The sequence below is a fragment of the Natronomonas sp. genome, assembly GCF_046483325.1.
Lineage (GTDB): Archaea > Halobacteriota > Halobacteria > Halobacteriales > Haloarculaceae > Natronomonas.
The window spans coordinates 1-25488 of sequence record NZ_JAWODL010000014.1; the positions used below are offsets into that span (position 1 = coordinate 1).

Annotated in this window: 28 protein-coding genes, 1 tRNA gene and 2 pseudogenes; 19 read left to right on the top strand and 12 right to left on the bottom strand. The window is 62.6% G+C overall.

Annotation, left to right across the window (positions count from 1 at the left end):
- From R6U53_RS04590 to R6U53_RS04600, 3 genes are all read left to right on the top strand, one after another.
- On the top strand, nt 1-276 hold a 276-nt coding region (locus tag R6U53_RS04590; protein WP_410321190.1), incomplete at its 5' end, for an SLC13 family permease.
- A gap of 140 nt (nt 277-416) precedes the next feature.
- Nucleotides 417-749 carry a hypothetical protein gene (locus R6U53_RS04595; RefSeq protein ID WP_410321191.1) on the top strand — a complete coding sequence of 111 codons (333 nt, stop codon included), beginning with the start codon at nt 417-419 and terminating at the stop codon, nt 747-749.
- Nucleotides 750-1191: 442 nt separating this feature from the next.
- Nucleotides 1192-1587 carry a coenzyme F420-0:L-glutamate ligase gene (locus tag R6U53_RS04600; RefSeq protein ID WP_410321192.1) on the top strand — a complete coding sequence of 132 codons (396 nt, stop codon included), beginning with the start codon at nt 1192-1194 and terminating at the stop codon, nt 1585-1587.
- Here the strand turns inward: R6U53_RS04600 and R6U53_RS04605 are convergent.
- A pseudogene (locus R6U53_RS04605) lies at nt 1519-1692 on the bottom strand (transposase); the annotation flags it as partial. The gene R6U53_RS04600 and the pseudogene R6U53_RS04605 sit on opposite strands and share 69 nt — an antisense overlap.
- On the opposite strand from R6U53_RS04605, the pseudogene R6U53_RS04610 reads away from it, so the two are divergent.
- From R6U53_RS04610 to R6U53_RS04625, 4 genes and pseudogenes are all read left to right on the top strand, one after another.
- A pseudogene (locus tag R6U53_RS04610) lies at nt 1685-1950 on the top strand (IS200/IS605 family transposon protein TnpB); the annotation flags it as partial. The pseudogenes R6U53_RS04605 and R6U53_RS04610 sit on opposite strands and share 8 nt — an antisense overlap.
- Nucleotides 1951-2003: 53 nt before the next feature.
- Entirely contained in the window at nt 2004-2132 is a 129-nt protein-coding gene (locus R6U53_RS04615) for a hypothetical protein (RefSeq protein ID WP_410321193.1), read from the top strand.
- Nucleotides 2133-2178: 46 nt separating this feature from the next.
- Nucleotides 2179-3144 (top strand): LLM class flavin-dependent oxidoreductase, encoded by a 966-nt coding sequence (locus R6U53_RS04620; RefSeq protein ID WP_410321194.1) that lies wholly within the window; start codon nt 2179-2181, stop codon nt 3142-3144.
- Between the two features lie 42 nt (nt 3145-3186).
- Nucleotides 3187-3804, top strand: coding sequence for a carboxymuconolactone decarboxylase family protein (locus R6U53_RS04625; protein WP_410321195.1), 618 nt, complete (start codon nt 3187-3189; stop codon nt 3802-3804).
- 19 nt (nt 3805-3823) lie between these two features.
- On the opposite strand, the gene R6U53_RS04630 is transcribed toward R6U53_RS04625, so the two are convergent.
- Both R6U53_RS04630 and R6U53_RS04635 read right to left on the bottom strand, forming a co-directional pair.
- Nucleotides 3824-4633 (bottom strand): aldo/keto reductase, encoded by an 810-nt coding sequence (locus R6U53_RS04630; RefSeq protein ID WP_410321196.1) that lies wholly within the window; start codon nt 4631-4633, stop codon nt 3824-3826.
- Nucleotides 4634-4701: 68 nt separating this feature from the next.
- Nucleotides 4702-5376 (bottom strand): DsbA family protein, encoded by a 675-nt coding sequence (locus R6U53_RS04635; protein WP_410321197.1) that lies wholly within the window; start codon nt 5374-5376, stop codon nt 4702-4704.
- A gap of 199 nt (nt 5377-5575) precedes the next feature.
- On the opposite strand from R6U53_RS04635, the gene R6U53_RS04640 reads away from it, so the two are divergent.
- Both R6U53_RS04640 and R6U53_RS04645 read left to right on the top strand, forming a co-directional pair.
- Complete coding sequence (locus R6U53_RS04640) at nt 5576-6262, top strand: haloacid dehalogenase type II (protein WP_410321198.1); 687 nt, start codon at nt 5576-5578, stop codon at nt 6260-6262.
- Nucleotides 6263-6352: 90 nt separating this feature from the next.
- On the top strand, nt 6353-7684 hold the full coding sequence (locus R6U53_RS04645; RefSeq protein WP_410321199.1) for an arylsulfotransferase family protein: 1332 nt from the start codon (nt 6353-6355) through the stop codon (nt 7682-7684).
- 44 nt (nt 7685-7728) lie between these two features.
- Here the strand turns inward: R6U53_RS04645 and R6U53_RS04650 are convergent, their stop codons facing one another.
- Together R6U53_RS04650 and R6U53_RS04655 are read right to left on the bottom strand one after the other, a co-directional pair.
- A complete protein-coding gene (locus tag R6U53_RS04650; protein WP_410321200.1) occupies nt 7729-8250 on the bottom strand; it encodes a DedA family protein in 522 nt (173 codons plus the stop codon).
- Nucleotides 8251-8332: 82 nt separating this feature from the next.
- Entirely contained in the window at nt 8333-9349 is a 1017-nt protein-coding gene (locus R6U53_RS04655; RefSeq protein WP_410321201.1) for a YbhN family protein, read from the bottom strand.
- 138 nt (nt 9350-9487) lie between these two features.
- On the opposite strand from R6U53_RS04655, the gene R6U53_RS04660 reads away from it, so the two are divergent.
- The 4 genes from R6U53_RS04660 to R6U53_RS04675 all read left to right on the top strand — a co-directional run bounded on the left by R6U53_RS04660 (nt 9488) and on the right by R6U53_RS04675 (nt 14207).
- Nucleotides 9488-11050, top strand: coding sequence for a sulfatase (locus R6U53_RS04660; protein ID WP_410321202.1), 1563 nt, complete (start codon nt 9488-9490; stop codon nt 11048-11050).
- A gap of 120 nt (nt 11051-11170) precedes the next feature.
- On the top strand, nt 11171-12022 hold the full coding sequence (locus R6U53_RS04665; protein WP_410321203.1) for a hypothetical protein: 852 nt from the start codon (nt 11171-11173) through the stop codon (nt 12020-12022).
- Nucleotides 12023-12083: 61 nt separating this feature from the next.
- Nucleotides 12084-13118, top strand: a complete 1035-nt coding sequence (locus tag R6U53_RS04670; RefSeq protein ID WP_410321204.1) for a glycosyltransferase family 4 protein — start codon at nt 12084-12086, stop codon at nt 13116-13118.
- On the top strand, nt 13119-14207 hold the full coding sequence (locus R6U53_RS04675; RefSeq protein ID WP_410321205.1) for a glycosyltransferase: 1089 nt from the start codon (nt 13119-13121) through the stop codon (nt 14205-14207). It begins immediately after the preceding gene.
- A 251-nt stretch (nt 14208-14458) separates the two neighbouring features.
- Here the strand turns inward: R6U53_RS04675 and R6U53_RS04680 are convergent.
- From R6U53_RS04680 to R6U53_RS04690, 3 genes are all read right to left on the bottom strand, one after another.
- A tRNA-Thr gene (locus R6U53_RS04680) sits at nt 14459-14532 on the bottom strand.
- An 8-nt stretch (nt 14533-14540) separates the two neighbouring features.
- Entirely contained in the window at nt 14541-15044 is a 504-nt protein-coding gene (locus R6U53_RS04685; protein WP_410321206.1) for an N-acetyltransferase family protein, read from the bottom strand.
- Nucleotides 15045-15046: 2 nt separating this feature from the next.
- Nucleotides 15047-16237, bottom strand: a complete 1191-nt coding sequence (locus R6U53_RS04690; RefSeq protein ID WP_410321207.1) for a phosphoglycerate kinase — start codon at nt 16235-16237, stop codon at nt 15047-15049.
- A gap of 115 nt (nt 16238-16352) precedes the next feature.
- Here R6U53_RS04690 and R6U53_RS04695 point away from each other — a divergent pair, with 115 nt between their 5' ends.
- The 4 genes from R6U53_RS04695 to R6U53_RS04710 are packed head-to-tail and all read left to right on the top strand — an operon-like array spanning nt 16353 to nt 20407.
- Nucleotides 16353-17474, top strand: coding sequence for a branched-chain amino acid ABC transporter permease (locus R6U53_RS04695; RefSeq protein ID WP_410321208.1), 1122 nt, complete (start codon nt 16353-16355; stop codon nt 17472-17474).
- Complete coding sequence (locus R6U53_RS04700) at nt 17471-18781, top strand: branched-chain amino acid ABC transporter permease (protein WP_410321209.1); 1311 nt, start codon at nt 17471-17473, stop codon at nt 18779-18781. The genes R6U53_RS04695 and R6U53_RS04700 overlap by 4 nt, the downstream gene beginning before the upstream one ends.
- Nucleotides 18774-19634 carry an ABC transporter ATP-binding protein gene (locus tag R6U53_RS04705; protein WP_410321210.1) on the top strand — a complete coding sequence of 287 codons (861 nt, stop codon included), beginning with the start codon at nt 18774-18776 and terminating at the stop codon, nt 19632-19634. The genes R6U53_RS04700 and R6U53_RS04705 overlap by 8 nt, the downstream gene beginning before the upstream one ends.
- Nucleotides 19631-20407, top strand: a complete 777-nt coding sequence (locus R6U53_RS04710) for an ABC transporter ATP-binding protein (RefSeq protein ID WP_410321211.1) — start codon at nt 19631-19633, stop codon at nt 20405-20407. Before R6U53_RS04705 ends, R6U53_RS04710 begins: the two co-directional genes overlap by 4 nt.
- A 55-nt stretch (nt 20408-20462) precedes the next feature.
- Here the strand turns inward: R6U53_RS04710 and R6U53_RS04715 are convergent, their stop codons facing one another.
- The 3 genes from R6U53_RS04715 to R6U53_RS04725 form a co-directional block, all read right to left on the bottom strand.
- Nucleotides 20463-21857 (bottom strand): ABC transporter substrate-binding protein, encoded by a 1395-nt coding sequence (locus R6U53_RS04715; RefSeq protein WP_410321212.1) that lies wholly within the window; start codon nt 21855-21857, stop codon nt 20463-20465.
- A 151-nt stretch (nt 21858-22008) separates the two neighbouring features.
- On the bottom strand, nt 22009-22767 hold the full coding sequence (locus R6U53_RS04720) for a GTP cyclohydrolase III (RefSeq protein WP_410321213.1): 759 nt from the start codon (nt 22765-22767) through the stop codon (nt 22009-22011).
- Nucleotides 22768-22916: 149 nt separating this feature from the next.
- Nucleotides 22917-23219 carry a DUF5785 family protein gene (locus R6U53_RS04725; RefSeq protein ID WP_410321214.1) on the bottom strand — a complete coding sequence of 101 codons (303 nt, stop codon included), beginning with the start codon at nt 23217-23219 and terminating at the stop codon, nt 22917-22919.
- Nucleotides 23220-23401: 182 nt separating this feature from the next.
- On the opposite strand from R6U53_RS04725, the gene R6U53_RS04730 reads away from it, so the two are divergent.
- The gene (locus R6U53_RS04730; RefSeq protein WP_410321215.1) at nt 23402-23749 is read left to right on the top strand and encodes a hypothetical protein; all 348 of its coding nucleotides are present in this window, start codon (nt 23402-23404) and stop codon (nt 23747-23749) included.
- A gap of 46 nt (nt 23750-23795) precedes the next feature.
- On the opposite strand, the gene R6U53_RS04735 is transcribed toward R6U53_RS04730, so the two are convergent.
- Nucleotides 23796-24692 carry a DUF6293 family protein gene (locus R6U53_RS04735; protein ID WP_410321216.1) on the bottom strand — a complete coding sequence of 299 codons (897 nt, stop codon included), beginning with the start codon at nt 24690-24692 and terminating at the stop codon, nt 23796-23798.
- 111 nt (nt 24693-24803) lie between these two features.
- On the opposite strand from R6U53_RS04735, the gene R6U53_RS04740 reads away from it, so the two are divergent.
- Nucleotides 24804-25397 (top strand): DJ-1/PfpI family protein, encoded by a 594-nt coding sequence (locus tag R6U53_RS04740; RefSeq protein WP_410321217.1) that lies wholly within the window; start codon nt 24804-24806, stop codon nt 25395-25397.
- Nucleotides 25398-25488: the final 91 nt, after the last annotated feature.

A 25488-nucleotide genomic window follows, 5' to 3' on the forward strand; every position in this document is an offset into this window, starting at 1 on the left:
GCCAGCGTCATCACGCCGGTCGCGACGATCGTGCTCATGATTCCGGTCGCCGTCGACGCCGCCGTCAGGCTGGACGCTAACGCCTTTTCCTTTCTCCTCGCGGTGATGTTCTCCGCCGCGACGTCGTTCATGACGCCCATCGGCTACCAGACCAACCTCATGGTGTACGGCCCCGGGGGGTATCGGTTCAGCGACTTCCTCCGGGTCGGCGGTCCGCTGCAGCTCCTGCTCGCGATCGTGACGACGGTCGGAATCTGGGCCCTCTGGGGTGTGTGAGGGTCTTTCGTTCGGCTGATAAATGGCTCCTCGCGTTTTATAAGTGATGTGCGAATACCTCGCTGAGATTCCGATGAGCTATACAAATGACCGGGGCGTTCTCCGACACGGTTTATAATCGCTGGCGACGTACGTCCGGTATGCCGTACCGATTCGTACGAGCGCGGCCGCTTTCCGATCGCATGGCCGAGCTTCGCGATCAACTCGACGACGGCGCGATAGCGGCGATGGAGCCGTTCGGCGAGACGGTGACCACATCTTTGAACGACGCCAGGTTCGACCCCGATACCGGCGAAGCGGTCTGGGTCGAGGAGGACTACTGTACGCCGCCGCTCGCGATGGAGCGGGAGGCGGTGCTCGACGACTACTTCGAGGCGATCACGATTGTCGACCCCGACGTCGACGAGACGGCCGGTTGGAAACGGATCGACCGATTACCGTCGCTGTGGGACCGGCTCGAAACCGAACGGTAATCCCTCGGTCTCAGCCCTTCTCGACGTTCTATGCGAAGATCGTCCCGGAGACCATATGGGGTGAAGAACGATCCACGTGCATGTCCTCGGAACGGGCCGACCGATTCGAGATTCACGCGCTGAAACACGAGTACGGACCTGGACACCGCGAACGACTTCTGCTCGAAGTCCGGAGCAACCCCGAGCGGAGGGGGTAACAAAACAGGGTCTGTTCGAGCTATATCACGACGAGCCACACAGAGACATTCGGGGCCTTTCATCCGGTTATCGGCGATGATTCTCGGCTGGCACACCCACTGGTTTCCGAAGCAGCCGCCACCAGAACGGGATTCGCTCATTACAGCCGGTAGACCGAGCGGAACACATCCGGAAAAATCTCATCTATGTCCGTCGATACACGATCGTCCCAGCGTTGAAGTATAATTTTTCCGATATTTAAACGATGGCAGAACTAACCTTCCACGGACTCGATATTGGGCGAGTCGAGCCAAACGACGACCTCGTCGACCGAATCGTCGAAACGACGGCTGAAGCGTATCCCCTGGTAGACGGTGACGTCGTTGTCGGCGTCACCGCGAAGGTCGTATCGTTCGCCGAGAATCGACTCGTCGAAGCCGACGAGGTCGAAGTCACTGACCGCGACCACCGAGTGGCCGACATCACCGGCATCGATCCGCGGGAAGTCGCCGTGATTTACGACGAAAGCGAGGTCATCGGTGCGATCCCGATCGCAGAGGTCGGCGAAGACGTGCTGTCGGAACACGCTGTCGAACACCTGCGCTCGTGCGTGGACGCGGCCTCGGGCATGCGTTCGCCCGAGGCCGAAGTACTTCACTGATTCGTTGGTTCGTTCGACTCCCGTACGGCGATTGCACGTCTCGTCCAGCGTCAATTGCTTCAGCTGAACGTCCTCACTGTGTTCGGTGATGCGATCTTCCACCGAGAATACGACGCGCCACCGCGACACGTCGACGTGTCCGTGCGGATTCGAGGGACACGAAGACCTCACAGCGTCGGCGACGTCCCCGAGGCGACAGACAACGAAACACGGCCGGTGGCACGGCCTGTGTGCCTCGAGTGGGACGTCCGCGAATGGTCAGAGTCGCCACGCTCAGTTCCTGACGAGGAGCATGCGAACCCGCGAGTTGCCTCCGTGGGCCGGTATCCGATACCCCTCGGCGCGAGGAACTCCCGCCGTTAACCGAGGGCAGGATGTCGTATGGTGCTGTACACGCTCCCGGAGGGACCTTCGAAATGTGCCACGGCCACCACGAAGGCGAGTTTATCCGGACCGACGACGAGTGGAACACATCGTCGTTGATGGCGAAACGGCGCATCACGCGCGAAGTCGCCGCCGACGTGACTCGAGAAGGCGTCCGCTGATCGAGCGCGTGTAAGGAGTTATCAACGCCTCGTGTAAACAGCAGGTATGGACATCGGAACCACGCTGCCGACCGGGTGCACGGGTGAGTACCGAGTCGCTCCGAAGGCGCTTCGAGACTGGGCGACCGGCGCGGACGACGCCGGTTTCGCCGGACTGTGGACGCTCGACCACCTCGTCACGCCCGAGCCATACGTCACGAGCGTGTTGAATCCGCTCGTCGCGCTGTCCCACGCCGCTGCCGTCACCGACGGTATCCCACTCGGAACGTCTATTCTCCTGTTGCCGCTCCGCGGAGCCGCGAACACCGCTGACGCCGCGCTCTCACTGCAGTATCTCGCGGACCGACAGGTCACGCTGGGACTCGGTGCCGGCTACGTCCCCGAGGAGTTCGAGGTCACGGGCGTCCCCAGCAACGAGCGCGGCCCGCGGCTCTCGGAGGGGATCGACGTCCTTCAGGAACTGTTCTCCGGTAAGGGATCCTACGACGGACGATTTCATCGGTTCGAGGGGATCACCATGGACCCGGTCTTGGACGATCCGCCGCGGGTTCTCGCCGGCGGTTCCTCGCTGTACACCGGGGGTGAGATGCCCGAACCGATGTTGGATCGCATCGTCGGCTCGGACGGCTGGATCGCCCCGCCACTTTCGCCCGACCGGGCCGAGAAAGACTGGGCCGAGATCACCGCACACGCCGATGCGCGCGGGGTCGATCCGGACACGCTCGACCGCGTCACGCTCAATTATTGTTACCTCGTGGACACCGAGAACGACGAGACGGCGTACGAACGGCAGCGTGAGGCGTTCGCCGAGTTCTTCAGCCCGGAGCGGGGCTTCGACCACGCCCGCGAGAACTGCCTCACCGGCTCGCTGTCGGACATCCACGAGCGACTGGCGGCGTACGAGGAGTTCGGGTTCGATCAGGTGATCGCGGGCACACCGGCGCACAGCCCCGACGACCTCTCCGCGCAGATGGATTTGCTCACGACGGAACTGCTCGACGCGTGGGGATGACCGGAGGCCTCTTTATTATACCCGCCTCTCTTATGGGATACAATGTCACTCGAGGGGGCGGACACCCAGCCGCGCGAGGCAGTGATCGAACTCGTCAGCGAGGCCGAGGCTAGCGGGCGCGTCGACGAACTGTATCGAGAGATACGCGAAGCGCGCGAGGGGGAACTGGAGGAGGATCTCAGCCTCAGCAAACTCTGGTTGCTGTACGGCAACGACGCCGATCTGCTCGACATCGTCTGGCAGCACATGGACTGGACGTACAATCGGGGGTCGCTCCCCTTCGAACTCAAATCGAAGATCTCGCTGGTCGTGGCGACGGTGCTCGAGTGCGAGGGGTGTCAGTTTTTCCACGAGTCGGCGCTTTCGGAGTTGGGCGCTGACGCGGCCGAGATCGACGCCATCTCCGAACTCGAGATCGCTGAAACCGGCTTCGACCCCGCCGAGGAGGTCGTGTTGCGCTTTTCACAGAAAGCGGCCACTGATCCCCACGCCACCACCGACGACGATTTCCTCGCGCTTCGCGAGTTGGGCTTTTCGGAGCGGGAAATCCTCGAAATCATCGACTGTATCGCCTTGCACGTCTACACGGCGTACATACAGGGTATCTCGGGGATCGTCTATCCCGGGATGAGCAAGGAGACGTGGACCGAGCCGGTGTAGACGCCTGCTGACCGAGCGCCTACCAGTTCCAGGGACCGTGGTCCGGATCGATGATCCGCTCTTCGTACTCGAGGGAATCGATCGTCGCAACGTCCTCCCCGTCGAGGGCGATGTCCGCGGCGGCGAGGTTCTCCCGTTGGTGGGCTTCGCCGCTGGATTTCGGGATGACGGCCACGTTGTCCTTCGAGAGGAGCCACGCGAGGCTCACCTGTGCCGGGGTCGCGTCGTGTTTCTCCGCGATCTCCCGTACTTCGGGCACGTCGTAGACCCTCCCGCGGGCGATCGGGCAGTAGGCGACGAGCCAGTGGTCGTGTTCTTGAGCGTATTCGAGTAACTCGTCCTGCTGGAGCAGCGGGTGGAACTCGACTTGGTGTGCGGTGAGCGGCGCGTCGAGGATCTCCCGCGCCTCGTCGAGCAGGTCTGGGGTGAAGTTACAGACGCCGACACGGTCGATCGTGCCGTCCTCGCGCGCTTCGTCGAACTGGGGAAGTACGGTTTCCGGCTCGTACACGTCGCTCGGCCAGTGGACGTAACACAGATCCACGGAATCGAGACCGAGTCGGTCCACGCTCCCGTCGATGGCGTCGCGTACCCCCTCGGGGTGGTCCGGACCGTCGGGATAGACCGTCTTGGTGGCGACGAATACCTCCTCGCCATCGATCGAGGACGCTCGTATGCCCTCCCCGACGTACTCCTCGTTGTCGTACATCTGGGCGGTGTCGATGTGGCGGTAGCCGATTTCGAGGGCCGTCCGGACGGCCTCGGTCCACTCGGGTGGGTCGTCCGAGACCGTGCCGAGTCCGATTCGTGGGAGTGAAGAATCCGGCATCAAACCCTCAGAGACGGGGCGGAAACTTTGTTCTATCGGGGTCGTTCGTCGTCGCGTTCCGGTCCGTGTTACAGTTCGGAATCGATGAGTTGTGCGATCCCCGAGTATCCGAGCCGTCCGCTTTCGGCGGCGTTCTGTCCGTTTACGAAAACCGTCGGTGTGCCGTCGACCCCGCGGTCGATCCCTTCGTCGCGATCGGCCTCGACAGCCTGGCGGTACCGATCCTCGTCTACGGCCGCCTCGACCGCCTCGCCATCGATACCGACCTCTCCGGCGAGGTCGACGTACGTCTCCATCTCCAGCGACCCCTGGTTTGCAAAGAGCAGTTCCGCGTACGCAAAGAACGTCTGCGAGTCCGCCTGTGTCATCACCGAGCGCGCGGCCTGCGGTGCCTGCCACGAGACCGTCTCGTCGACTGGGATCGGAAAATCGTAGTGCTCGTAGGCGACGTCGCCCGACTCGACGTAGTTCGATACGATCTGTGGGGTCACGTTCTGATTGAACGTGTGACAGTGCGGACACGCGAAGTCCTCGTACACCGCGACCGTCACCGGGGCGTCGGACTCGCCGAGCGTAGGGCGCTCTGTCGTTGCCTCTTCTCCGCCGGCGTTGCCATTACCACTCCCGTTACTGTTACCGCTGTCGCCTCCGAGACAACCGGCGGCGGCGGCGGTTCCGAACAGTGCACCCGTCTGCAGGATCCGGCGGCGAGACAGACGTATTGATCCGCGTGAACGACTCATACGCCCGCTATGAACTCGTGATACATAACCCTGGCACTTCGTCAGCATGGCGTCGGGGCCGATCGAGGGGGCGTCATTTGATCGCTCACCGTATCTTTGATACATAGTGCGAGCGCATACCCGCGTCTTCAGGCGCGGGAGGAGGTCAATCGACCACTGGGTTGGGTTTATCATTCTCGGCGCGTTTTCAGTAGTACGCATGACCCTTGATACCACGTCTGTAAACACGCTCACCGTCGACTCCTACGGAACGCTCGTCGATCCCAGTACGGCGGAGGACGCCGTAGCCAAGTACACTGACATCGAGGATCTCGATCCGCTCCTCGCACACTGGCGTGCGAAGTACCTCTCGTACGTGATGATCGCGAACGACGTGAACGACTACCGGCCGTTCGACGAACTCATCGGGGCCGCCCTAGAGCAGACCCTCGGTGCCTTCGACGTCGAGACGACGGCCCGAGAGCGCGAGGACATTCTCTCGGTCTACGACGACCTCGGCCCGTTCGACGACGTGCGGCCGGGTCTCGAACGACTCGCCGAGCGCTACGACGTGTACATCCTCTCGATGGGGACGCCCGAGATGCTCGATGGGTTGGTCGAGACCGTCGAAATAGACGAGTACATCGAAGATACGATCAGCATCGCCGAAATAGAGACGTACAAACCCGAAGCGACCGTCTATCGACACGGTGCCGCGCGGACGGGTACGCCAATCGAACACATTGCGCACGTCGCCGGACCGACCTTCGACGTTCGCGGTGCGATGGCTGCCGGGATGCAGGGCGTCTGGATCGACCGGACCGGCGAGCCGTGGGATCCGTGGTTCCCGGATCCCGACGTGACCATCGACACGTTCACCGAACTGGCGGATCTGCTCTCGGTGTGAGCCATCTGGTCGTCGCCGTTCCGAGGGTCGCCCGAGGCCGATCCACGCGAACCGTCAGTAATTTGACTCCGACCGCGAACTAGAGACGATATGAGACGACGACGCGTCCTGGCGTTCCTCGCGATTTTTCTCGTGTGCCTGGGCGTCCTCGGTGTGCTCGCGGCTACGGCCGACGACCGGGTTCAGATCGAGGGCGACGAGAGCGATCGATACCCCGGCGACACGCTGATCTCGGTGCAGTCGTACGGCTGGTTCGGCAATCACAACGGCGACGCGTTTATCATAAACGAGAGCGGCGAACGGGTCTGGGAGTATCAGCCGGACGATGCGACCGTGTTCGACGCGGAGGTCGTCGAGGGCGGAAACGTGATGATCTCGTACGGACAGCGAGTCCCCGCCGCAGACTGTCCCGAAGAGTACCGGGGCGGCGGTGCGGACGACCACTGTATATTAAACGTCGTAGAGGAGGTCGATCGGGACACGAACGAGCGTGAGTGGGCGTACACGTGGTACGATCACTTCATGTCTTACCACGAGGTTCACGACGCCGACCGACTCGACGACGGCGAGACGGTCATCATCGACATGGGCGAACACCGGACGTTCACCGTCAACGAATCCGGCGAGATCACGTGGGAGTGGTCCGCGATCGAACACCTCGATGAAGGGACGGAGTTTTGGGAATCGTACGTCGAGGGGACGTCCCGCGAGGGTCACCACTACACTGGAGGTAGTCAGGATTGGACGCACATGAACGACGTCGATCGGCTGGACAACGGTAACTTCCTCATGTCGATCCGGAACTTCGACGTCCTCATCGAGGTCGACCCGGACACGGACGAGATCGTTCGAGTGATCGGCGAACCGGGGAACCACGGGATCATGCACGAACAGCACGATCCGAACTACCTCGAAGCACACGATCACGTGATCGTCTCCGACAGCGAGAACAACCGGATCGTCGAGTACGACGTCGACACGATGGAGGAGGTCTGGCGGTACGAGGGAGCCGGCACCGGCACGCAGCAACGACTGCAGTGGCCACGCGACGCCGACCGTCTCCCGAACGGCAACACCCTGATCGCCGACTCCCGACGGTTTCGGGTTATCGAGGTGAACGAAACCGGGTCCGTCGTCTGGGGGCACGACCTTGGCGACGAACGGGGTATCGTCTACGACGTCGATCCGCTCGGACCGAGCGGCGAGATGTCCGAGGAGCCCGAGGACGTGCCGGCCGGGGACGAACTCAACAGCACAAACTACGGCGGTGGCGTCTCCGAACAGGCCGCGTTCGCCGAGTCGTGGCTTGATTTCTTCCTCCCGCGGTGGGTCGGGCTCCCCGGTATCGTCGCTCTCGTGACGATGTTCGTTTGCGCACTCGGTCTCGCCTGGGAGGGCATCTGGGCGTACCGAAACGAGTGAGCGGCGTCAGGTGGGGGGTTCACCACCCTCCGTATCCGGTCGGATCAAACGACTAAGTACCCACCCAGGAGATAGAGTCCGGCGAGAATCGACTGGAAGGACAGCGATCCGATCGCCGAGAGGACCACGAACGAACGCCTGTTCATTTCCGACAAGCCGGCGGGAATCGTGAGCAGTCCGCGGACGAACAACATCGTGTTGCTTCCGGCGACGGCCACCGCCCCCCAGCGGTCGAACCAGTCGTCCAATCGATCGAGCCGTGACTCGGTGACCGGAAACCACCGCTTTTGCAGGACGTATTCGCGTCCCCCGCGTCTGACGAGCGTGAACAGGAAGAACTGCCCGAGCGTCGTTCCGGCGACCGCGATGAGGACGATCGCGAACACCTCCGCGGGCGAGGTTCCGATCAGCGCCAGTGCACTCGGAACGACGAGTTCGCTCGGCATGAACCGCAACATCATGATCCCTTCGAGGACACAGAGCCCGAACAGGACGGCGAACGCGAACTCCGAGGTGAAGAACGATTCCGTCCAGGACGGAATCCGTTCGATTTGCAGCGGGACCATTGCCGGGGGATAGATGGGATCCAGTATAAGGCTTGGTGATGTGGTTTAGGCGGCGGCCGCGGCGAGCGGGTGCCGGTCGTCGTCACACCGCTTTGATACCGAGCACCGAGACCGTCGCGCCACCGATCAGGACCGGCATCCAGTAGATCGCCCCTCGAAAGATGAGTACGGCGGCGGTGATCGACGCTGCGCTGATGCCGGTCGTCGGTAGCAAAAGCGCGATGAATGCGGCTTCGATCCCGCCTAACCCACCCGGGAGCGGCGCCGCCCCGGCGAGGTTCGCGAGTGGGATAACGAACACCAACACGGCCGGTGAAACGCTGTATCCGAGCGAACCGAAGGCCGCCATGAGCGCGGCGGCTTGGAACAGCCATCCGGCCAGCGAGAACCCGACGATGAGGGTGAGGGTACGCCGATTCGTCGCGACCTGTTCGATGTTTTCGAAGAACCGTCGAAGCCGATCCGTGATGTCCGCCTCGAGGGGTTCCGTCTCGATATGCCCGCGCCCTATCCGACCGAGATACGGCGATAGCATGCTCGGTAGGTGTTCGACGATCGTATGGCGATACCGCCACACGAGCAACATGGCGACCACGATCCCGCCGATGAGCACGACAGCCGTCCCGACGGCGGTTTCGACACGCTCGCCCACGGCCGTCGACGTCGCGTAGTAGCCGACGCCGATGACGATGAGCGAGATGGACGGGACGACGTTGAGGACGTCGACGCTCGCGATACTGACGAGGGCGGTTTCGTAGCGGGTCTCGGATACCTTCGAGATGAGCGCCGCCGCCACCGGTTCGCCACCGGCCTGGCCGAACGGCGTCACGTTGTTGGCGAAGACTGCCCCCGAGTAGACGAAGAACGCCTCGGAGACGGATATATCCGCATCGAGTGTGACCAACACCGCACGGAGCATGAGTCCCCACGCGGCCAGCCAACAGAGGGCGAAGAGGAAGGTGAACGCGACCGCCCTCGGCTTGGCGGCCTTGAGAGAGGTCAGGACGCTATCCACGCCGATAACGGCGGCTAACACGACGAAAACGAGGATCGTCCCGAAGATTCCGGTGAGGAATACCCGCCGTTTTCGTTCGTCCATGCCAAATATCACTCACTCTCCGGCTTGAAACGTCTGATTGTCGTCCGCGAAGCGCTTTCGGTCCGGTCGTTCTCCGCAAGCGATCAGCGCCGCCTCACTCCAATCGTTTTATTTGAAGGGCTCCGTCTGTCTCTAGCGATGGACGAGACTGGTCAGTCCAACGTGCTCTTCGTCGTTCTCGATACGGTTCGGAAAGATCGGCTCGGACCGTACGGTTACGACCGGGAGACGACGCCCAACCTTTCGGCGTTCGCAGAGGAGGCGACGGTCTTCGAATCCGCGATCGCGCCCGCCCCGTGGACGCTTCCGGTTCACGCATCGCTGTTCACCGGGCGCTACCCGAGCCACCACGGCGCCGACCAGGGAAGCCCGTATCTCGACGGTCACACCACCGTGGCGTCGGTCCTCTCGGCGGCCGGGTACGATACCGCGTGTTACTCCTCGAACGCCTGGATCACGCCGTACACCGGACTCGTCGATGGCTTCGACGAACACGACTCGTTCTTCGAGGCGCTTCCGGGCGACGTACTCTCGGGACCGCTGGCACGCGTCTGGCAGACGATCAACGACAATGACCACCTTCGAACACTGGCGTCGAAACTCGTTCGACTCGGGGCGGTCGCCCACGCCAAACTCGCGAGCGGGGAGAGCGCCGACTCGAAGACGCCCGCCGTCATCGATCGGGCGAAGGCGTTCATCGACGCGAGCGAGAGCGATCAGGGATGGTTCACGTTCGTCAACCTGATGGACGCACACCTCCCGTACTATCCGCCGGAAACGTATCGTGAGCGCTTCGCGCCCGGCGTCGACCCCGACGACGTGTGTCAAAATTCCAAAGAGTACAACTCGGGGGCGAGGGGGATCGACGATGACGAATGGGACGCCATTCGCGGGCTCTACGACGCCGAAATCGCACATATGGACGCCGAACTCGGCCGACTGTTCGAGTGGCTCCGCGAGACCGGACAGTGGTCGGAGACGGCGGTCGTCGTCTGTGCCGACCACGGCGAACTCCACGGCGAGCACTCGCTGTACGGCCACGAGTTCGCCCTATACGACGAGCTGATCAACGTACCGCTGTTGATAAAACACGCCGCCCTCGACAGCGGTCGACGTCATGACCTCGTCGAGTTGCTCGATTGCTATCACACGGTCCTCGACGCCCTCGACGTGGATCCGGGCGCCGTCGAGACCGCTGGTGACGCCCTCCCCCGCGACCGGACGCGCTCGCTGTTCTCGGAGGCGTACCGCGAGTTCGACGAGACGGTCTCCGATCCCGACCCCGGACAGCGCGCGGTCGTCGATTCCGGGCGCGATCACGCGTTCGTCGAGTACGCGCAGCCGGTCATCGAGCTTCATCACCTCGAACAGAAGGCCAGCGAGGGTGGTATCGAGCTTGCGGATGATCACCGGGCGTACGCACGCCTTCGCGCGGCTCGAAGCCTCGACGCGAAGTACGTCCGAGCGGATCGGATCCCCGACGAGGGGTATCGTCTCGACAGAGATCCCGATGAGATGTCCCCGATCGACGCGACGGACGACGATCTCGTCGCCGAGGCCGAACGCTCGCTCTCGCGGTTCGAAGCCGCCGGCGGCGGCGCGTGGGACACCCCGGCCGACGCGGCGTCCGGGGACGATGTGCTGGCCGAAGCCGACGAGAAGACGCGCGATCGACTGCGGGAGCTGGGATATCTCGAGTGAGGCGCCGTTTCGCCCCCGTGTTCGCTCGGTTCGCCGAACACGCGTCGACCCCCCGTGCTCGTGGTTCGCAGACCGTATCAATACACATAACATGCGCTGTCGCAAACCCCGACGCAAGCGATGGAGGGCCAAGACTTTCTGGGTTCGGACTGGGACTACTGTATCGTCTTGGACGCGTGTCGATACGATGTCTTCAGCGAGGTGTACGGAGAGTTCTTGAATGGTACGCTCGAAAAGCGCTGGAGCACCGGCTCGTCGACACCGGAATGGGCCTCCAGAACGTTCACCGGCGATCACGACATCGCGTACTTTTCTGGAAACCCGTTCATCAACAGTCTGGGCATCCCGCTGAACGAACTCAAGTGGGGCGCCAGCTGCGGCTACGAGTGGACCGCGACGGACCACATCAGCGACTTGTTCGACGTGTGGAAGACCGGCTGGGACGACCAACTGGGGACCGTCCCGCCCGAGAGCCTCGAAACGGCACTCCGATCGAACTCCAACGCGGTCGAACGCGCAGACAGAACCGTCCTCCACTACATGCAACCGCACGCGCCATACCTCTCTCGGGGCAAGGGTAAGAAGCTCAAACGGATACGGAAGGGAATCCGCGGACAGGACGTGTCGGAGACGGCGGCCGACGGCGGAGAACGCTCGATCGGCGCGTCGATCCGCCAGCACGTCGAGTGCGCGCTCGATTCGAGCGAACTCGCCCAGAAAGTCGGCCTCTGGCTCGAACTCGATCCGGCCGATCTGCTCCGAAACGGAACTCGGGAGACCGCATTTGAACTGTACGAGGAGAACCTCCGGATCGCGCTCGATGCCGTCGCCGATCTGTGCTCGGAACTCGACGGCCGGGTCGTCGTGACCGCAGACCACGGCGAGGCGTTCGGCGAAGGAGGCGTCTGGGAACATCACGTCGAGACGCACATCCCGCCGCTCATGGAGGTTCCATGGCTCGAACTCGACTGACGCTCGGTGGGTGTCCCGGAACGGTCGAGCGCGCGCTCGGGCGCCGCTTTGGGATCCGTCCATGAGTTCGGAGCGTCCGGATAGCGATCAGGTCGAAACCGACGCGCCTGTACTTTCTCATTACCTGGAGTTCGAAGCGTACGTCACCGGTGGTATCCGCGAATCGGTCGCACACCAACGGAAGATCCTCGACGAACTGGGCGTACGCTACACCACGGGGCCATCGATCGAAGTGGACGTGTTCCACTGCAACCTCGTGGGACCCCGATCGCTTTGGCACGCGACCCGAGCACGCTCGAACGGCATCCCCGTCATCGCACATACGCACGTCACGGCCGAGGATTTCGGGGACAGCTTTCGGTTCACGAACGCGCTGTCGAAGCCGCTGAAACCCTACCTCGAGTGGGCCTACGGGCAGGCCGATCTGTTGGTCTGTCCGTCCGAGTACAACCGGCGGCTGATCGAGACGTACACCGATACACCGACGACCGTTATCTCGAACGGGGTCGATCTCGAAAAGCTCGACGGCTTCGAGTCGCTTGCAGACGAGTATCGCCAACGATATGGGCTCGAACCCCCCGTCGTCTTTCTCGTCGGCCACGTTCTGAAACGCAAGGGGCTGGAGACGTTCGTCGAACTCGCTCGTCGTCTCCCGGAACTGGACTTCGCGTGGTTCGGTCCGCTCGATCTGCGGATGAAAGGACGAGACACCACTCGGTTGATTCGGGAGTCGCCGGACAACTGCACGTTCACGGGGTACGTCGACGACATCCGCGGTGCGTACGCGGCGGGCGATATCTTCTGTTTTCCCACCCACGAGGAGAACGAAGGGATCGCGCTGTTGGAGGCGATGGCGGCCGGAAAAGCGATGATCGTTCGCGACATCGAGCCGTTCTCGTGGCTCGAAGACGGCGAGGAGTGTCTCAAGGTCGACGCTCCGCCCGGGGAGATCGATCCGTTCGTGGACGCGGTCCGGCGACTCGGCGATCCCGAACTGCGCCGCCGACTCGGCTCGAACGCCGCCGGGCGGAGCGAGTCCCTTTCGCTCACGTCGATCGCGGACCGGTATCGGACGTTGTACGCGGAGGTGAGCTGAATGCGAATCGGGTTTTTCACCGACAGTTACTTCCCTGAAATCGACGGCGTCACATACACGATCAAACTGTGGCGCGAGGCGCTCGAACGAAAGGGCCACGAGGTGTACGTCGTCTACCCCGACGGCGACTACGAGCCCGGCGATCGAGAGATCCCGGTTCGATCGGTTCCCAACCCGTTCTATTCGGGATACCGGATTCCCCTCTTTCGGCGTCCGTCGACGCTTCCAAAACTGGACATCGTCCACTGCCACGGTCCGGCACCCGTCGGTCGTCTGGGTCGGTACTACGCCGGAAAACACGGTCTACCGTCGATTTACACCCACCACACCCCGATCGAGGAGTACTTTTACCAGAACGTCAAGTCTCGAACCATCGCCACCGTCCTCAAACGTCTCTACGTCCCGTTCGAAACGTCGTTTCTCCGCGGGTTCGACGTCGTGACGGCCTCCACCGATCGGATCGAACGCGACGTGTCACACGTTCGGCTCCCCGTCGGGATCGATACGGCGTTTTTCCGTCCGACCGATACGGACTGGTATCCCGACCGCACGGTGATCGGCTACAGCGGTCGACTCAGCATGGAAAAGCACGTTGAGGAGATCCTCCGGCTCGCTGAGACGCTACCGGAGTACGATTTCGTCGTCGTCGGCGAGGGGCCCCGCAGATCCTGGATCGAGCGGAACGCCCCGTTGAACGTCGACGTTCGCGACTTCCTCCCCCGCGACTCCCTACCGGCGTTCTATTCGTCCATCGACGCGTTCGTGACCGCCTCGAGGGCCGACACGCTCGGGTTGTCACCCCTCGAAGCGAACGCCTGCGGAACTCCCGTCGCGGCGGCCGACGTCCCGCCGTTCGATCGAACGATCCGGAGGGAGAACGGGGCGCGATTCGAGTACGGGAATCTGGAATCGATGGTCGACGCGATTCGTGCCTGTCTCGGTTCCGAATACGACACCCGTCTGGCGATCGAACCGTACGGTATCCATCACACGCTCGCCGATCTCACATCCATCTACGACAGAGTCCGTTCCACGTCAGAAGACGAACGGGCGGTCGTCACTCTTGATCGGGGCAGCCCAGATGAGTAACCCCCTGTCATCGAAGCGGTTAGCCGATACGTCGAAAGCAGGCCCCGGTGAGTGGGCGGGTTTGACGATCGGAGGCGGGCAACTCCATCCACGTCCGGACGGAACGTCCATCGAGCGTCCCGCTCTGGGCCCGCTCGTCACAAATGACAAGCCAACGTGGAGGAATATTGAACCACGGTCACTCCCGTTCGCTTCCCGCTTTTCGGGTCGAATCCTACGTCGTGGCTCCCGCTTTTCACGTTCGTCACAGAAGCCAGGGGAGGGATTTGAACCCTCGAACTCCCGATTACAAGTCGGGTGCTTGAACCACCCAAGCTCCCCTGGCACGACGCGCTAGCCGCTATCGGACGTGAGGGGGTCGTCGTTGATGGGCTTTTCGAGTTCGATCCGGTGAGCGTTATACCCGTGTCGGTCGTAAAACGACCGTGCGGCGTCGTTGTCGGCCATCACCTGAAGCGCGACGGTTTCGACCCCCAGTGCTTCGAGCGCGGTCTCGGCAGCGTGCAGGAGCCCGCTTCCGATCCCCTCGCTACGATCCGACTCTCGAACGTAGATGTTATGCACGATTCCTCGAACCGTGTCCTGACCGTAGCGTCCGGTCTCCTTCTCGAAGGTGACAAATCCGACGAGATCGCCAGCACGGCTGGCAACGAGCGCGGTGTCGGTGGCGATGTGCCGCCGCATCGCCTCGTGGATCTGCGGGCCGTTGTCTGCGGCGCACAGGTGTGAGCCGTATCGACGCTGATCGGAGGCGAGTTCGACCCACAGCTCGGCGAGCGTGTCCGCGTCCTCGACATCGGCCGATTCGATCGTTACGTCGGCTGGATACTCAGCCACGGCTACTGGTCGAGCGCCTCGACGCCGACCAGCGTGTCGCCGGTCAGCATCTGTAACGCCGCTCCACCGCCGGTAGAAACGTGCTCGAACCCCTCGAGAATCCCGAGTTTACGGAGCGCCGAGGCCGTGTCACCCCCGCCGACGATGCTCGTTTGCGCTCGGGTCGCGGCCGTGTACAACTCGAGGGTCCCCGTCTCGAATCGATCGTCCTCGAAGACCCCCGCCGGTCCGTTGAGGATCGCGGTCCCGGCGTCCTCGAGTATCTCGGCGTATGCGGCAACGGTCCGGGCACCGACGTCCATCGCGGGGCTATTACTCGGCAGTTCGTCGAGATCGAGTTCGTGCCGTTCGCCGCTCCGTTCGACTGCGACGTCGCGAGGCATATAGATTCGATGGCTGAAGTCGTCGAGGAGGTCGCCAGCGTTCTTTACGGCATCGTGGCTCCGCTCGTTGACGACTGCCGCCGACGCCGCGCCGAGCGAGACGCCGTCGGCGAGCAAGAACGCGTTGCCGACGATGCCAGCCGTCAAGACTGCGTCAGCGAGTTCGCGTTCGAGTACGGACCTCGCTACGTCGATCGAGTCGTCGACCTTCGCGCCGCCGAGGACGTAGATACGTGGCTCCGGGCTCTCGCCGATGTTCCCGAGTATGTTTATTTCGCGTTCCATCACACGCCCGGCGTACGCGGGGAGACGCAGCGGGAAACCGATGATCGAGGGTTGGCGACGATGCGACGTCGCGAAGGCGTCGTTGACGTACGCATCGAGTACGGGGGAGAGCTTCGATACCAGATACGTCTCCGCCGCGGCTTCGGGGTCGAACGACATATACTCCTCCGAGTAAAATCGAGTGTTCTCCAACAGTACCGCGGTTCCCGGCTCTAACGTTCGAACGCGTTCGCGGGCGTCCGAGGAAAACGTCGAGTCGCAGTATCCGACAGGCGCTTCGACGAGTTCATCGAGTCGCTCCGCGTGAGCGCTGAGGTCGGTGAAGTCCTCACCGGCTGGCCGTCCCTGATGAGCGAGAATCGCGACCCGCGCGTTCCGTCGACACAGCTCCGAGATCGTATCGACGTGCGCGAGCAACCGTGCGTCATCGGCGAGCCCCCCGTCTCCGCCGATCGGGCTGTTGATGTCAACGCGAACCCCGATCGCGGCCCCCTCGGCGTCGAGGTCGTCGAGCATCCGTATCATGCACCGAACTCCTGACGGACTGAGCAAAGTCCTTTCCGTTCGGATTTCGCCATCGAAGCGGAACAAAGAGTTATTTAATCTTGGGTGTCCCACCACCAGCAAGTGACGTGTATACATGGGCACAACTGAATCAACGGTCGCCGGATCGCTCCGAGAACGGCCAGGCCTTGTCGTCGCTGTGCTGTTCGGCGTACTCCTCTTCGTCGACCTGATCGCGAAACTCGCCGGGGTCGAGGTCGGGCCGCTCGGCGGCGCGCTCTCGACGGGGCGACTCGGTTCGAACCTCTGGAACGGTATCATCATCGGGCTCGTAATCGGGCTGGCCGGGATCGGGCTTTCGATGACATACAGCATCCTCAATTTCGCGAACTTCTCTCACGGAGATCTAATCACTACCGGTGCGTTCACCGGCTGGGGTGTGGCGTTCGTCGTCGCCGCTGGGAGTGAAATCCCGCTCGGCGCGCTTTTGACGGTCCGCGGAGCGGGCGATGCGACGCCGGGCGACATCGGGGCGCACATCCTCACGACGCCCGCCGCGATTCTGGTCGGCTTGCTAGTCGCGTTCGCCGCCACCGCCCTCATCGCGCTCGCTCTGGATCGGGCGTTCTACAAGCCGATGCGGGACCGAAGCAGCATCTCCATTCTCATCGCGTCGATCGGCGCCGCGCTGATCGTCAGATACCTGCTTCAGTTCGTCTACGGCGCCAGCAGCCGCGGCGTCACCGCGAGCGTGGAGGCGTCGAACCTCGCCTTTGCCCCACTTGGGCTGTCGGTCAACGCCCACCAGTTGACGCTCGCCGTCTCGGCCGTCCTTTTGATGCTCGCGATGCACTTTGTGTTACAGAACACGAAACTCGGAACCGCGATGCGAGCGATGGCCGATAATAAAGACCTCGCACTAATCACCGGGATACCGGCCGAACGAGTCGTCACCGCCACGTGGATCCTCGGCGGTGGACTCGCGGGTGCCTCCGGATACCTCTATGTGATGTTGCGCGGGACGATCCAGTTCGACTTCGGATGGCTACTCCTGTTGCTCATTTTCGCCGCGGTGATCCTCGGCGGGATCGGGTCGATCTACGGAGCGATCGCCGGCGGGCTGGTTATCGGCGTCGTTTTCACCACGTCGACGATCTGGCTTCCGTCCGATTTCAACGACGCCGCCGTCTTCGCGGTGATGATCATCGTGTTACTGTTCAGTCCGCAAGGGATCTTCGGAGGTGTATCGACCGCATGACCGACCGGGAGGACACGACGAGTGCAACGCGTGCTCTGTGGGACGCCGTCAAAGAGAACAATATCGGCGTCGTCCTCGTGACGCTCGGGCTCATTTACATCGCTGCAACACTTTTGACGTTCACAAGCGGCCTCAACAGTGTCGTTGGACTGCTCCGAACGCTCACGTTTCTCGGATTGGTGTACGCGCTCTCGGCGCTCGCGCTCAACCTTCACTGGGGATACACCGGCCTGTTCAACATCGGTGTGGCCGGATTCATGGCGGTCGGCGTCTACACGATGGGAATAGTCGTCCGACCGCCCGATCCAGCGTTCGGCCCGCCGGGTCTGGGCCTACCGTTACCGGTCGGGATCGTCGCTGGCATGGTGGTCGCGGCGTTTATCGGACTGTTGGCCGCTCTGCCGGCGCTTCGGCTGCGGGCGGACTATCTGGCGATCGTCACGCTCGGCCTCTCGGAGATCATCCGCCTGATGCTACAATCGAGCACTCTGGACACCTATCTCCGGGAGACGTTCAATATAGGGACCGGCGGCGGCGGCGGTATGGGGATGCCGCGGAATCCGGTTCGTGAGCTGTTCCTCGTCGACGGACAGATCGGAACCCCGACTGCGCTCGGTGAACTCGTCTTCGGAACACTCGGTCAGGACGGGCTCGGGATCTCGAACAACGTCCTCATCGGTTGGGGGTACGTGTTCGTTCTCGCGGCGTTCGTCATCGGTTTTTACGTCCTTCTCGAACGTCTTGGTCGATCGCCCTTCGGTCGCAATCTCAAGGCGATCCGCGAGGACGAACTCGTCGCGGATTCGCTCGGAAAGAACGTCGATCTGATCAAGATCAAGGTGTTCATGATCGGCTGTGCGCTGATGGGGCTCGCCGGCATCCTCTGGTTCGGTAGCCAGGGGAACGTCTCGCCGACGCCGCAGTTCATGCCGCTGTTGACGTTCTACATCTTCGTCGCAGTTATCATCGGAGGCTCGGGATCGAATACCGGATCGGTCGTCGGCGGGATCGTCTTCGCTGCTGTCCTCTTCGAGGGCCCCCGACGTGTCGGCTCGGTCGTCAGGGACACGATCGACGCGCCGACACCGAACTCGTTCGCCGACGCCGTCGCATCGCTCGATCCGGTGGCGTTCCTCGCGTTCGCGACCGACAACATCGCGCCATTGCAGTTCGTCTTCCTCGGGCTGGTCTTGATATTCATCATGCACCGCCGACCCGACGGGCTCCTCGGGGACCGCATCGAGACGGCAGCGGCCGTCGATCTCTCGGATCGGTCCCGACCCGATGGAGGTAAGGTCGATGAGTAACCCGAGTACGGAAGCGAAGGCCCCGGAGGAACTCCCCGAAACCGAGGATTCGCCCACCGAAGAGGCCGCACAGACGACGCCGCCGGGACTCCCGCTCCGCGTGGATGGGCTCATCAAGAAGTTCGGCGGCGTCACCGCTGTCGACGGGGCGACCTTCGATGTCGAGGAAGGCTCCTTGACGGGGCTCATCGGCCCCAACGGTGCCGGGAAATCCACGACGTTCAACTGCATTACCGGGGTTCACAGGCCGACCGCGGGCCACATCTATTTCAAAGACGAGGAGATCACGGGTCTCGACCCCCACCAGATCGCGCAGAAGGGGCTGGTCCGTACGTTCCAGATCGCCCGCGAACTCGGTGAGATGACAGTTCTCGAAAACATGATGTTGGCGCCGAAAAACCAGCTCGGTGAGTCGGCGATTCGCTCGGTGACGCCGGGGCTTCGAGGTGCCGTCGTCGAGGAAGAGCGTGCGCTTCGGGAGCGCTCGTGGGAGATGCTGGAGTTCTTCGAGATCGACCACCTCGCCACCGAGGACGCCGAAAACCTCTCCGGCGGCCAACGGAAACTCCTCGAGATGGCTCGAACGCTCATGACCGATCCTGAAGTCGTGCTGCTCGACGAACCGCTCGCGGGCGTCAATCCGACGCTCGAGGAGAAACTCCTCGAACGGATTCACGAACTGCGCGAGGACGGGTACACGTTCCTCCTCGTCGAACACGACATGGACGTCATCATGAACAACTGCGAACTCATTATCGTCATGCACCAAGGACGCGTGTTAGCCGAAGGAACGGCCGAGGACATCCGGAACAACGAGCAGGTCATCGAGGCGTACCTCGGGGAGGACATATGAGCACAGACCACGAGGACCACTCCGACGACGCCGCCGTCGCCGCTGGAACGGCCCACACCATCGACGGGGACGCGCTCCTTCGGATCCGCGACCTCGACGCCGGGTACGGCGACCTCCAGATCCTTTCGGACGTCGATCTCGACGTCGCGGACGGCGAGTACGTCACCATCGTCGGCCCGAACGGGGCCGGGAAATCGACGGTGATGAAGACGGTGTTCGGCCTCACGACGTACATGGCCGGCACGGTCGAGTTCGCGGGCGAGTCGATACACGGGCTCTCTCCCGAACAGATCATCAGTAAGGGGATCGGGTTCGTCCCGCAGAACGACAACGTCTTCTCCGGACTGAGCGTTCGGGAGAACCTCGAGATGGGGGCGTACATCCTCGATAGCGTGCCGGAGGAGGAGATCGAGCGGATCTACGACCGGTTTCCCATCCTGCGGGAGCGCGAGCAACAAAAAGCTGGCACCCTTTCGGGCGGCCAACAACAGATGGTGGCGATGGGGCGGGCACTGATGCTCGATCCCGACCTGTTGCTCCTCGACGAGCCGTCAGCTGGACTCGCGCCCGATCTCGTGGCCGACATGTTCGACCGAATCGACCGGATCAACGACTCCGGAACCGCGGTTCTGATGGTCGAACAGAATGCGAAGGAAGCGCTTCGACACTGTGATCGCGGCTACGTCCTCGTCGACGGTGGAAACCGCTACACCGACCGTGGAGACGTGTTGTTGGGCGACGAAGACGTCCGGCAGGACTTCCTCGGCGGCTGACAATACAGCCACGGTTCTTCACAAATAGAATCGATAACTCGTTCGGAGGCCGTTTTTATAGCTCCAACACGTTCGTCCACTGGCTCGAGTAGGACGGCTGTTCGGGTTCGAAGGAGACGCGCTCTCGAACCTCGCCGCCTTCGTCCTCGAACGCGGAGGCGTACTGCTCTTCGAGCGCCTGGCCGTAGGCGTCGTTGAGATACAGGGTACCGGAGCTTTCCGCGCCGACGCGGTCTCCGCGTGCCAGTTGGGCCATAGCCGGACCTTGCAGGAGGTCGGACGGACACGTCCGGTAGATGAAGTCGTCGTCCTCCAGATCGGTGACGTCCGGGTCAGTCGAGGACGGCGAGATCCCGACGACGGCGTTCGGGATGAACACCTGGTCGGCCACCTGAAGGTTGACGTTCGACGCCGCGGGCCCGACGACGGCGGGGTAGCCGTCGTTGACGAGCGCTTCCGCCCCCGAGATACCTGCCTGCGGGTCCGTTTGCGTGTCTTCAACGCGGGTGTCGACGGTGACGTTGATGTCGGCGTCGTTGACCTGCTCGGCGGCAAGGAGTGCCCCGTCGCGGATCGGACCGCCGAGCGGACCGAGATCGCCCGTTTCGGGCATCAGAACGCCGACCATGGCCTCGAAATCATCGACGCCGACCGGATCTTCGGCCGTCGCATTCCGGTCCTCGTCGGTGAGGCCCTCACCGAACTCGAGGGTTTCGAGAGCCTCTAACTCGCCCTCTTGGAAGTCGATGACGTCGTAGGCGGCTGTGGCGATATCGCCGTTGACGTCGAAGTTGACGCTGGATGACGCGCCGATGTACTCGATCGAATCACCAGCGGCGACGGCTTCGACGGCGTCGGCGAGGCTTTCGGGTTCGAACTGTTCACCATCGGGATTCGCGACGGTTCGGATCCGGTCTCGGATCGCCGTGCCGTCGTTCTCGCCGGCGGCCGTCGCCGCGAGGATGTTCACTGCCATCGCGTCGTACGCCTGTGCGGTGAAAACGCCTGGTGAGTCGTCGTAGGCCGATTCGTACTCCGATTCGAAGAACTCCGCACCCGGGCCGCCGGCCGAAGGGGCGGTCCCGATCACGTTGTCCATGTCGTTGTCGACCTCACCGGGTAGTTCTGAGTCGATGAGGCCGTCGGGCACGACGATATCGAGATCCGGCACCTGGTCGGCGAAATCCGAGTAGAAATCGCGGAAGAGTTGGATTCCTGACTGGGGGAATCCGACGACCATCACAGCGTCGGGGGCGTCGGCGGCGCCGTCTCCGTTTCCGTTCCCGTTGCCGTTTCCGTCGCCGTTCCCACCGTTTCCGTTCCCGTTGCCGTTTCCGTCGCCGTTCCCGCCGTTTCCATTACCGTCGTCGGTCGTACATCCGGCGATGGTCGCGATTCCCGCAGCGCCCGCACCCTTGAGTACGTCGCGACGTTGGATCTTTCGTGCCATGCTGTGGCTGTCTACCGTATCGGCGGGTATTAAATGTATTCACCTTCCGTACAGCCACCGGTGAAACAGTCCCGTCGAGTTCGAAAAGCAGCGTACATTCGACGTTATTCGGACATGGGTTCATCTACCGAACGATCGGGGCGATCGGGTCTTAGGCGAACTCGACACCCGTCCGTTCGTCCCGACAAGTCTCGAGCGCGTGTTTGGCGGCCATCCCGGCCGCCTGTGCCGTCCGGTCGGTGCCGACGCCGACCTTCAGATCGACACCGACGGCCTCACGGACGTGGTCGATGGCATCGAGATATCCAGCCTCGTCGACCGCATCACAAACCGCGATGATGTTGTCACCGCCGACGAAAAACGACAGCGAATCGTGCGCTCGCCGCATGTAGCGCATCAGTTCCGCGTATCCCTGTTCGATGTTTATGAACGAGTCGAACTCGTTGAGTTGGTCGGTGTACTTGCCGGTCGCGTCGTTGACGTCGAAGTGGGCGATCTGGACGTCGGCGTCGGTTCGGTCCGCGGGGGCGATGGGCTCTCCGCGGAGCACTTCGGTCCGCTTGCCGTCCTGTGCACTTCCGGCGTCCTGTAGCTGGTCCGTCGCGGTTCCGAGCGCCGCCGCGGGGGCGGGATCGACGGCGATACTGAGGCTCACCGTCACGGGATATCGATTCCCGACGGACTCCTGTATCAGGGCATGCGCGTCAGTGTCGAGTCCGTTCGTGACGGCGACCATGTTGTCGAATCGGGTGAAGAAGACGTACCCCTCTCTGTTTCCGAACAGCTGTGAGAGGTCGGCGTACAACCGCGATTGAAGGGTCTGCAGATCGACTTCCCGGCGCGGTTCGGGAGTCACCGTCCACGGCCCGTAATTGTCGATCTGAATCAGGGTAACCTGCGCGTTTGTCACGCGTGGTGGTTTCGCCTCGGTCGGTATTTGCCTTGCTATCGAGCGCGGCCTCACGGAACACTATCGTTTCATACCGATCAGTATCGGCTTTAACGGGCCGTCGTTGACCCACACCGGAGATAGCTCATAAATCGTTGCAACGACCAGTCTCAGGCGTGGGCTTCGACGTCGACTTCCCACATGTCGTTCCGGCGCATCGCTCTGCCGACGGCTTTGTGGAACGCGACGATGTCCTCGAACTCGTCCTCCTCGACGTGTTCGAAGATGTCGGCCACGCTGACGACGCGGGCGTGGTTCAATCGAACGGGTTCGTCACCGTGTTCTTCGACGAACTCGGCCGCAGAGAGGGGGAAATCCCCCTCTTCATCGAGTTTCTTCGCCAGCACAGCCTGTCCGTACTTTCGCATTCCCTCGGAGCCTTCCTCTCCGTCGGGATCGTGGGGCCACTCCATATCCATCCGTCAGGCACCCAGCATCAAAGCGTTTGCGCTCTCGGTGTATCCAACGGTGACACGCTCGCGAGATTACGTACGCCAACGTGCGAACCGCAGCCAACGGCAGCGGTGCGAACTCCGTCGAACGCGGTGTGATTCGCTCCCCTCGGAAATCGTACCGACGCTCCGGACTGCACACGATGAACTCAGAACGGATTCAACGCACCGACACGGGGCAGGTAGTCGAAGTTCGCCTCGACGAAGAACCGTACTGCGTCAGCATCGACGGCGCTCTCGGCGATCGAATCGTCATTTTCGATCCGGCCACCGTCGAGGACGGCCGTTCGATCGGATGGGCTGTCGACAGCGCCGAGGAAATCTCCGAGATAGCCGACGATACCGTCGACGGCGCGCCGATCGGAGGTGAGTATATAAACAGGTTGGCACGACACGACTCGGGGTTCCTCGTCTGGATCGAGCCGCGACTGCTCGATGGGACACTCGATTCGACTGACCCGTCCACGACTGAGGTGGCCACTCGGCGTTGATCGACACGGCGGGAACGCGGTTCGACCGGTCCGTGTACTCTCTCGCCTACAGCTCCGATCCGTCGGCGTGCGAACGCACCCACAGCTCGCCGATCCGTGAGAGTCTCGTCCGATACGATTTGCCGTGCTCTTCGCGTTCGATGTACCCCTTTCCACCGGGGCCGAGCCGATCGACGTTGTAGATTACCTTCGAGCGAAACGCGTCGGTGTACTCCTCCCCGAGTTCGCGCGCGAGCGTCCCCGCCAAGTCGGAGACCGATTCGAACTCGCCGTGCTCGCCGAGCGTGAACAGAACCAGCTCCTCGAACGGTTTGACGTTCGAAAAGGAGGCGACTGGAAGCTCGATGATGTGGCCGTCACCGAATCGCTTGGCTCCGATCGTGGTCCCTCGCTCGTCGAACTCCGCGAGCAGTTCACGGCCGGCCTCGAGTCGGTCCTCGATTCGCTCGTGCTCGACGTCGCCGTCGAGCAGGTTCGCCAAGAGCTCACATTGGCTGCGGAGTTCCTCCGCGAGCTCGGTTTCCAGGTACTTTTCGGGAACCGTGTAATAGGTGTGTATCCGATCGCGATCACCCTCCCGTTCGACCATGATGGAGTGGGCGGCGGTGGCGAACGCGAAGGAGACCGTCCGGGGCATCGCCGAGACGTTGACCCACACTTCGCTGCCGGTGTCCAACTCGCCGTTTATCAGGTCGTAAGCCTGTTCGAACGCGGCGTCGTAATCGTAGACGTCCTCGACGACGTATTCCTCTGTTTCCGCACCCAGCAGGTTCTGAAAATCCTTTTTGAGCTTGTTCGCGAGGTTCTTCGAGTACTCGACGTTGGCCTCGCTGCCGACCGCACCCTCCAGTAAGACGACCCGGTCGACATCGAGTTGGTCGCGGACCAGCGGCGCGATGAGCCGGTCGTAGTCGAACCCCACCGGGACGATGTGGGTTTGCATGGCTGAAATGGCGGCCTGTAGTTACAAAAAGGGTCAGACTCGCGTCGACGGATCCGCGGTTCGCCCACGTGTTTATGTCGGTGCGTGCACTATCTTAGGGAGGTGGTATTAATGGGCAAAGACATCCTGATGATAGTCGGCGACTTCGGCGAAGATTACGAAATAATGGTGCCGTTTCAGGCGCTGCAGATGGTGGGACACGAGGTCCACGCCGTCTGCCCGGAGAAAGGGGCCGGCGAGACGATCAAGACCGCGATCCACGATTTCCGGGGGGATCAGACGTACATGGAGTCGCGCGGGCACAACTTCGAGTTGAACGCCACGATGGCTGATATCGATCCGAGCGCCTACGACGCGCTCTGTGTCCCCGGCGGGCGCGCGCCGGAATATCTCCGAACACACGAGGAAGTTCTCGACGCGGTTCGACACTTCTTCGACGCCGAGAAACCGGTCGCGACGCTGTGTCACGGGCCGCAGATCCTCGCCGCCGCCGGGGTATTGGACGGTTACGAAATGACCTCCTATCCCGCGGTTCGAGCCGAGTGTGAGGCGGTCGGTTGTTCGTGGGTCGACGGCGTCGTCACCGATCGGAACCTCGTCACGGGGCAGGCGTGGCCGGATCATCCCGAGTGGCTCGCGGGGTTCATGGAACTGCTCGGGGACGAAGTGACGCACGGGGAGGCGGTCGCGGCGGCCGACGACTGATCCGGATCGGATCGGCGGTCGGCGAGAGCGTTCCCACCGCGCCGCGTCCGGGAGAGGCGATGTATTCGGTCTCGCATTAACACCGGCGTGG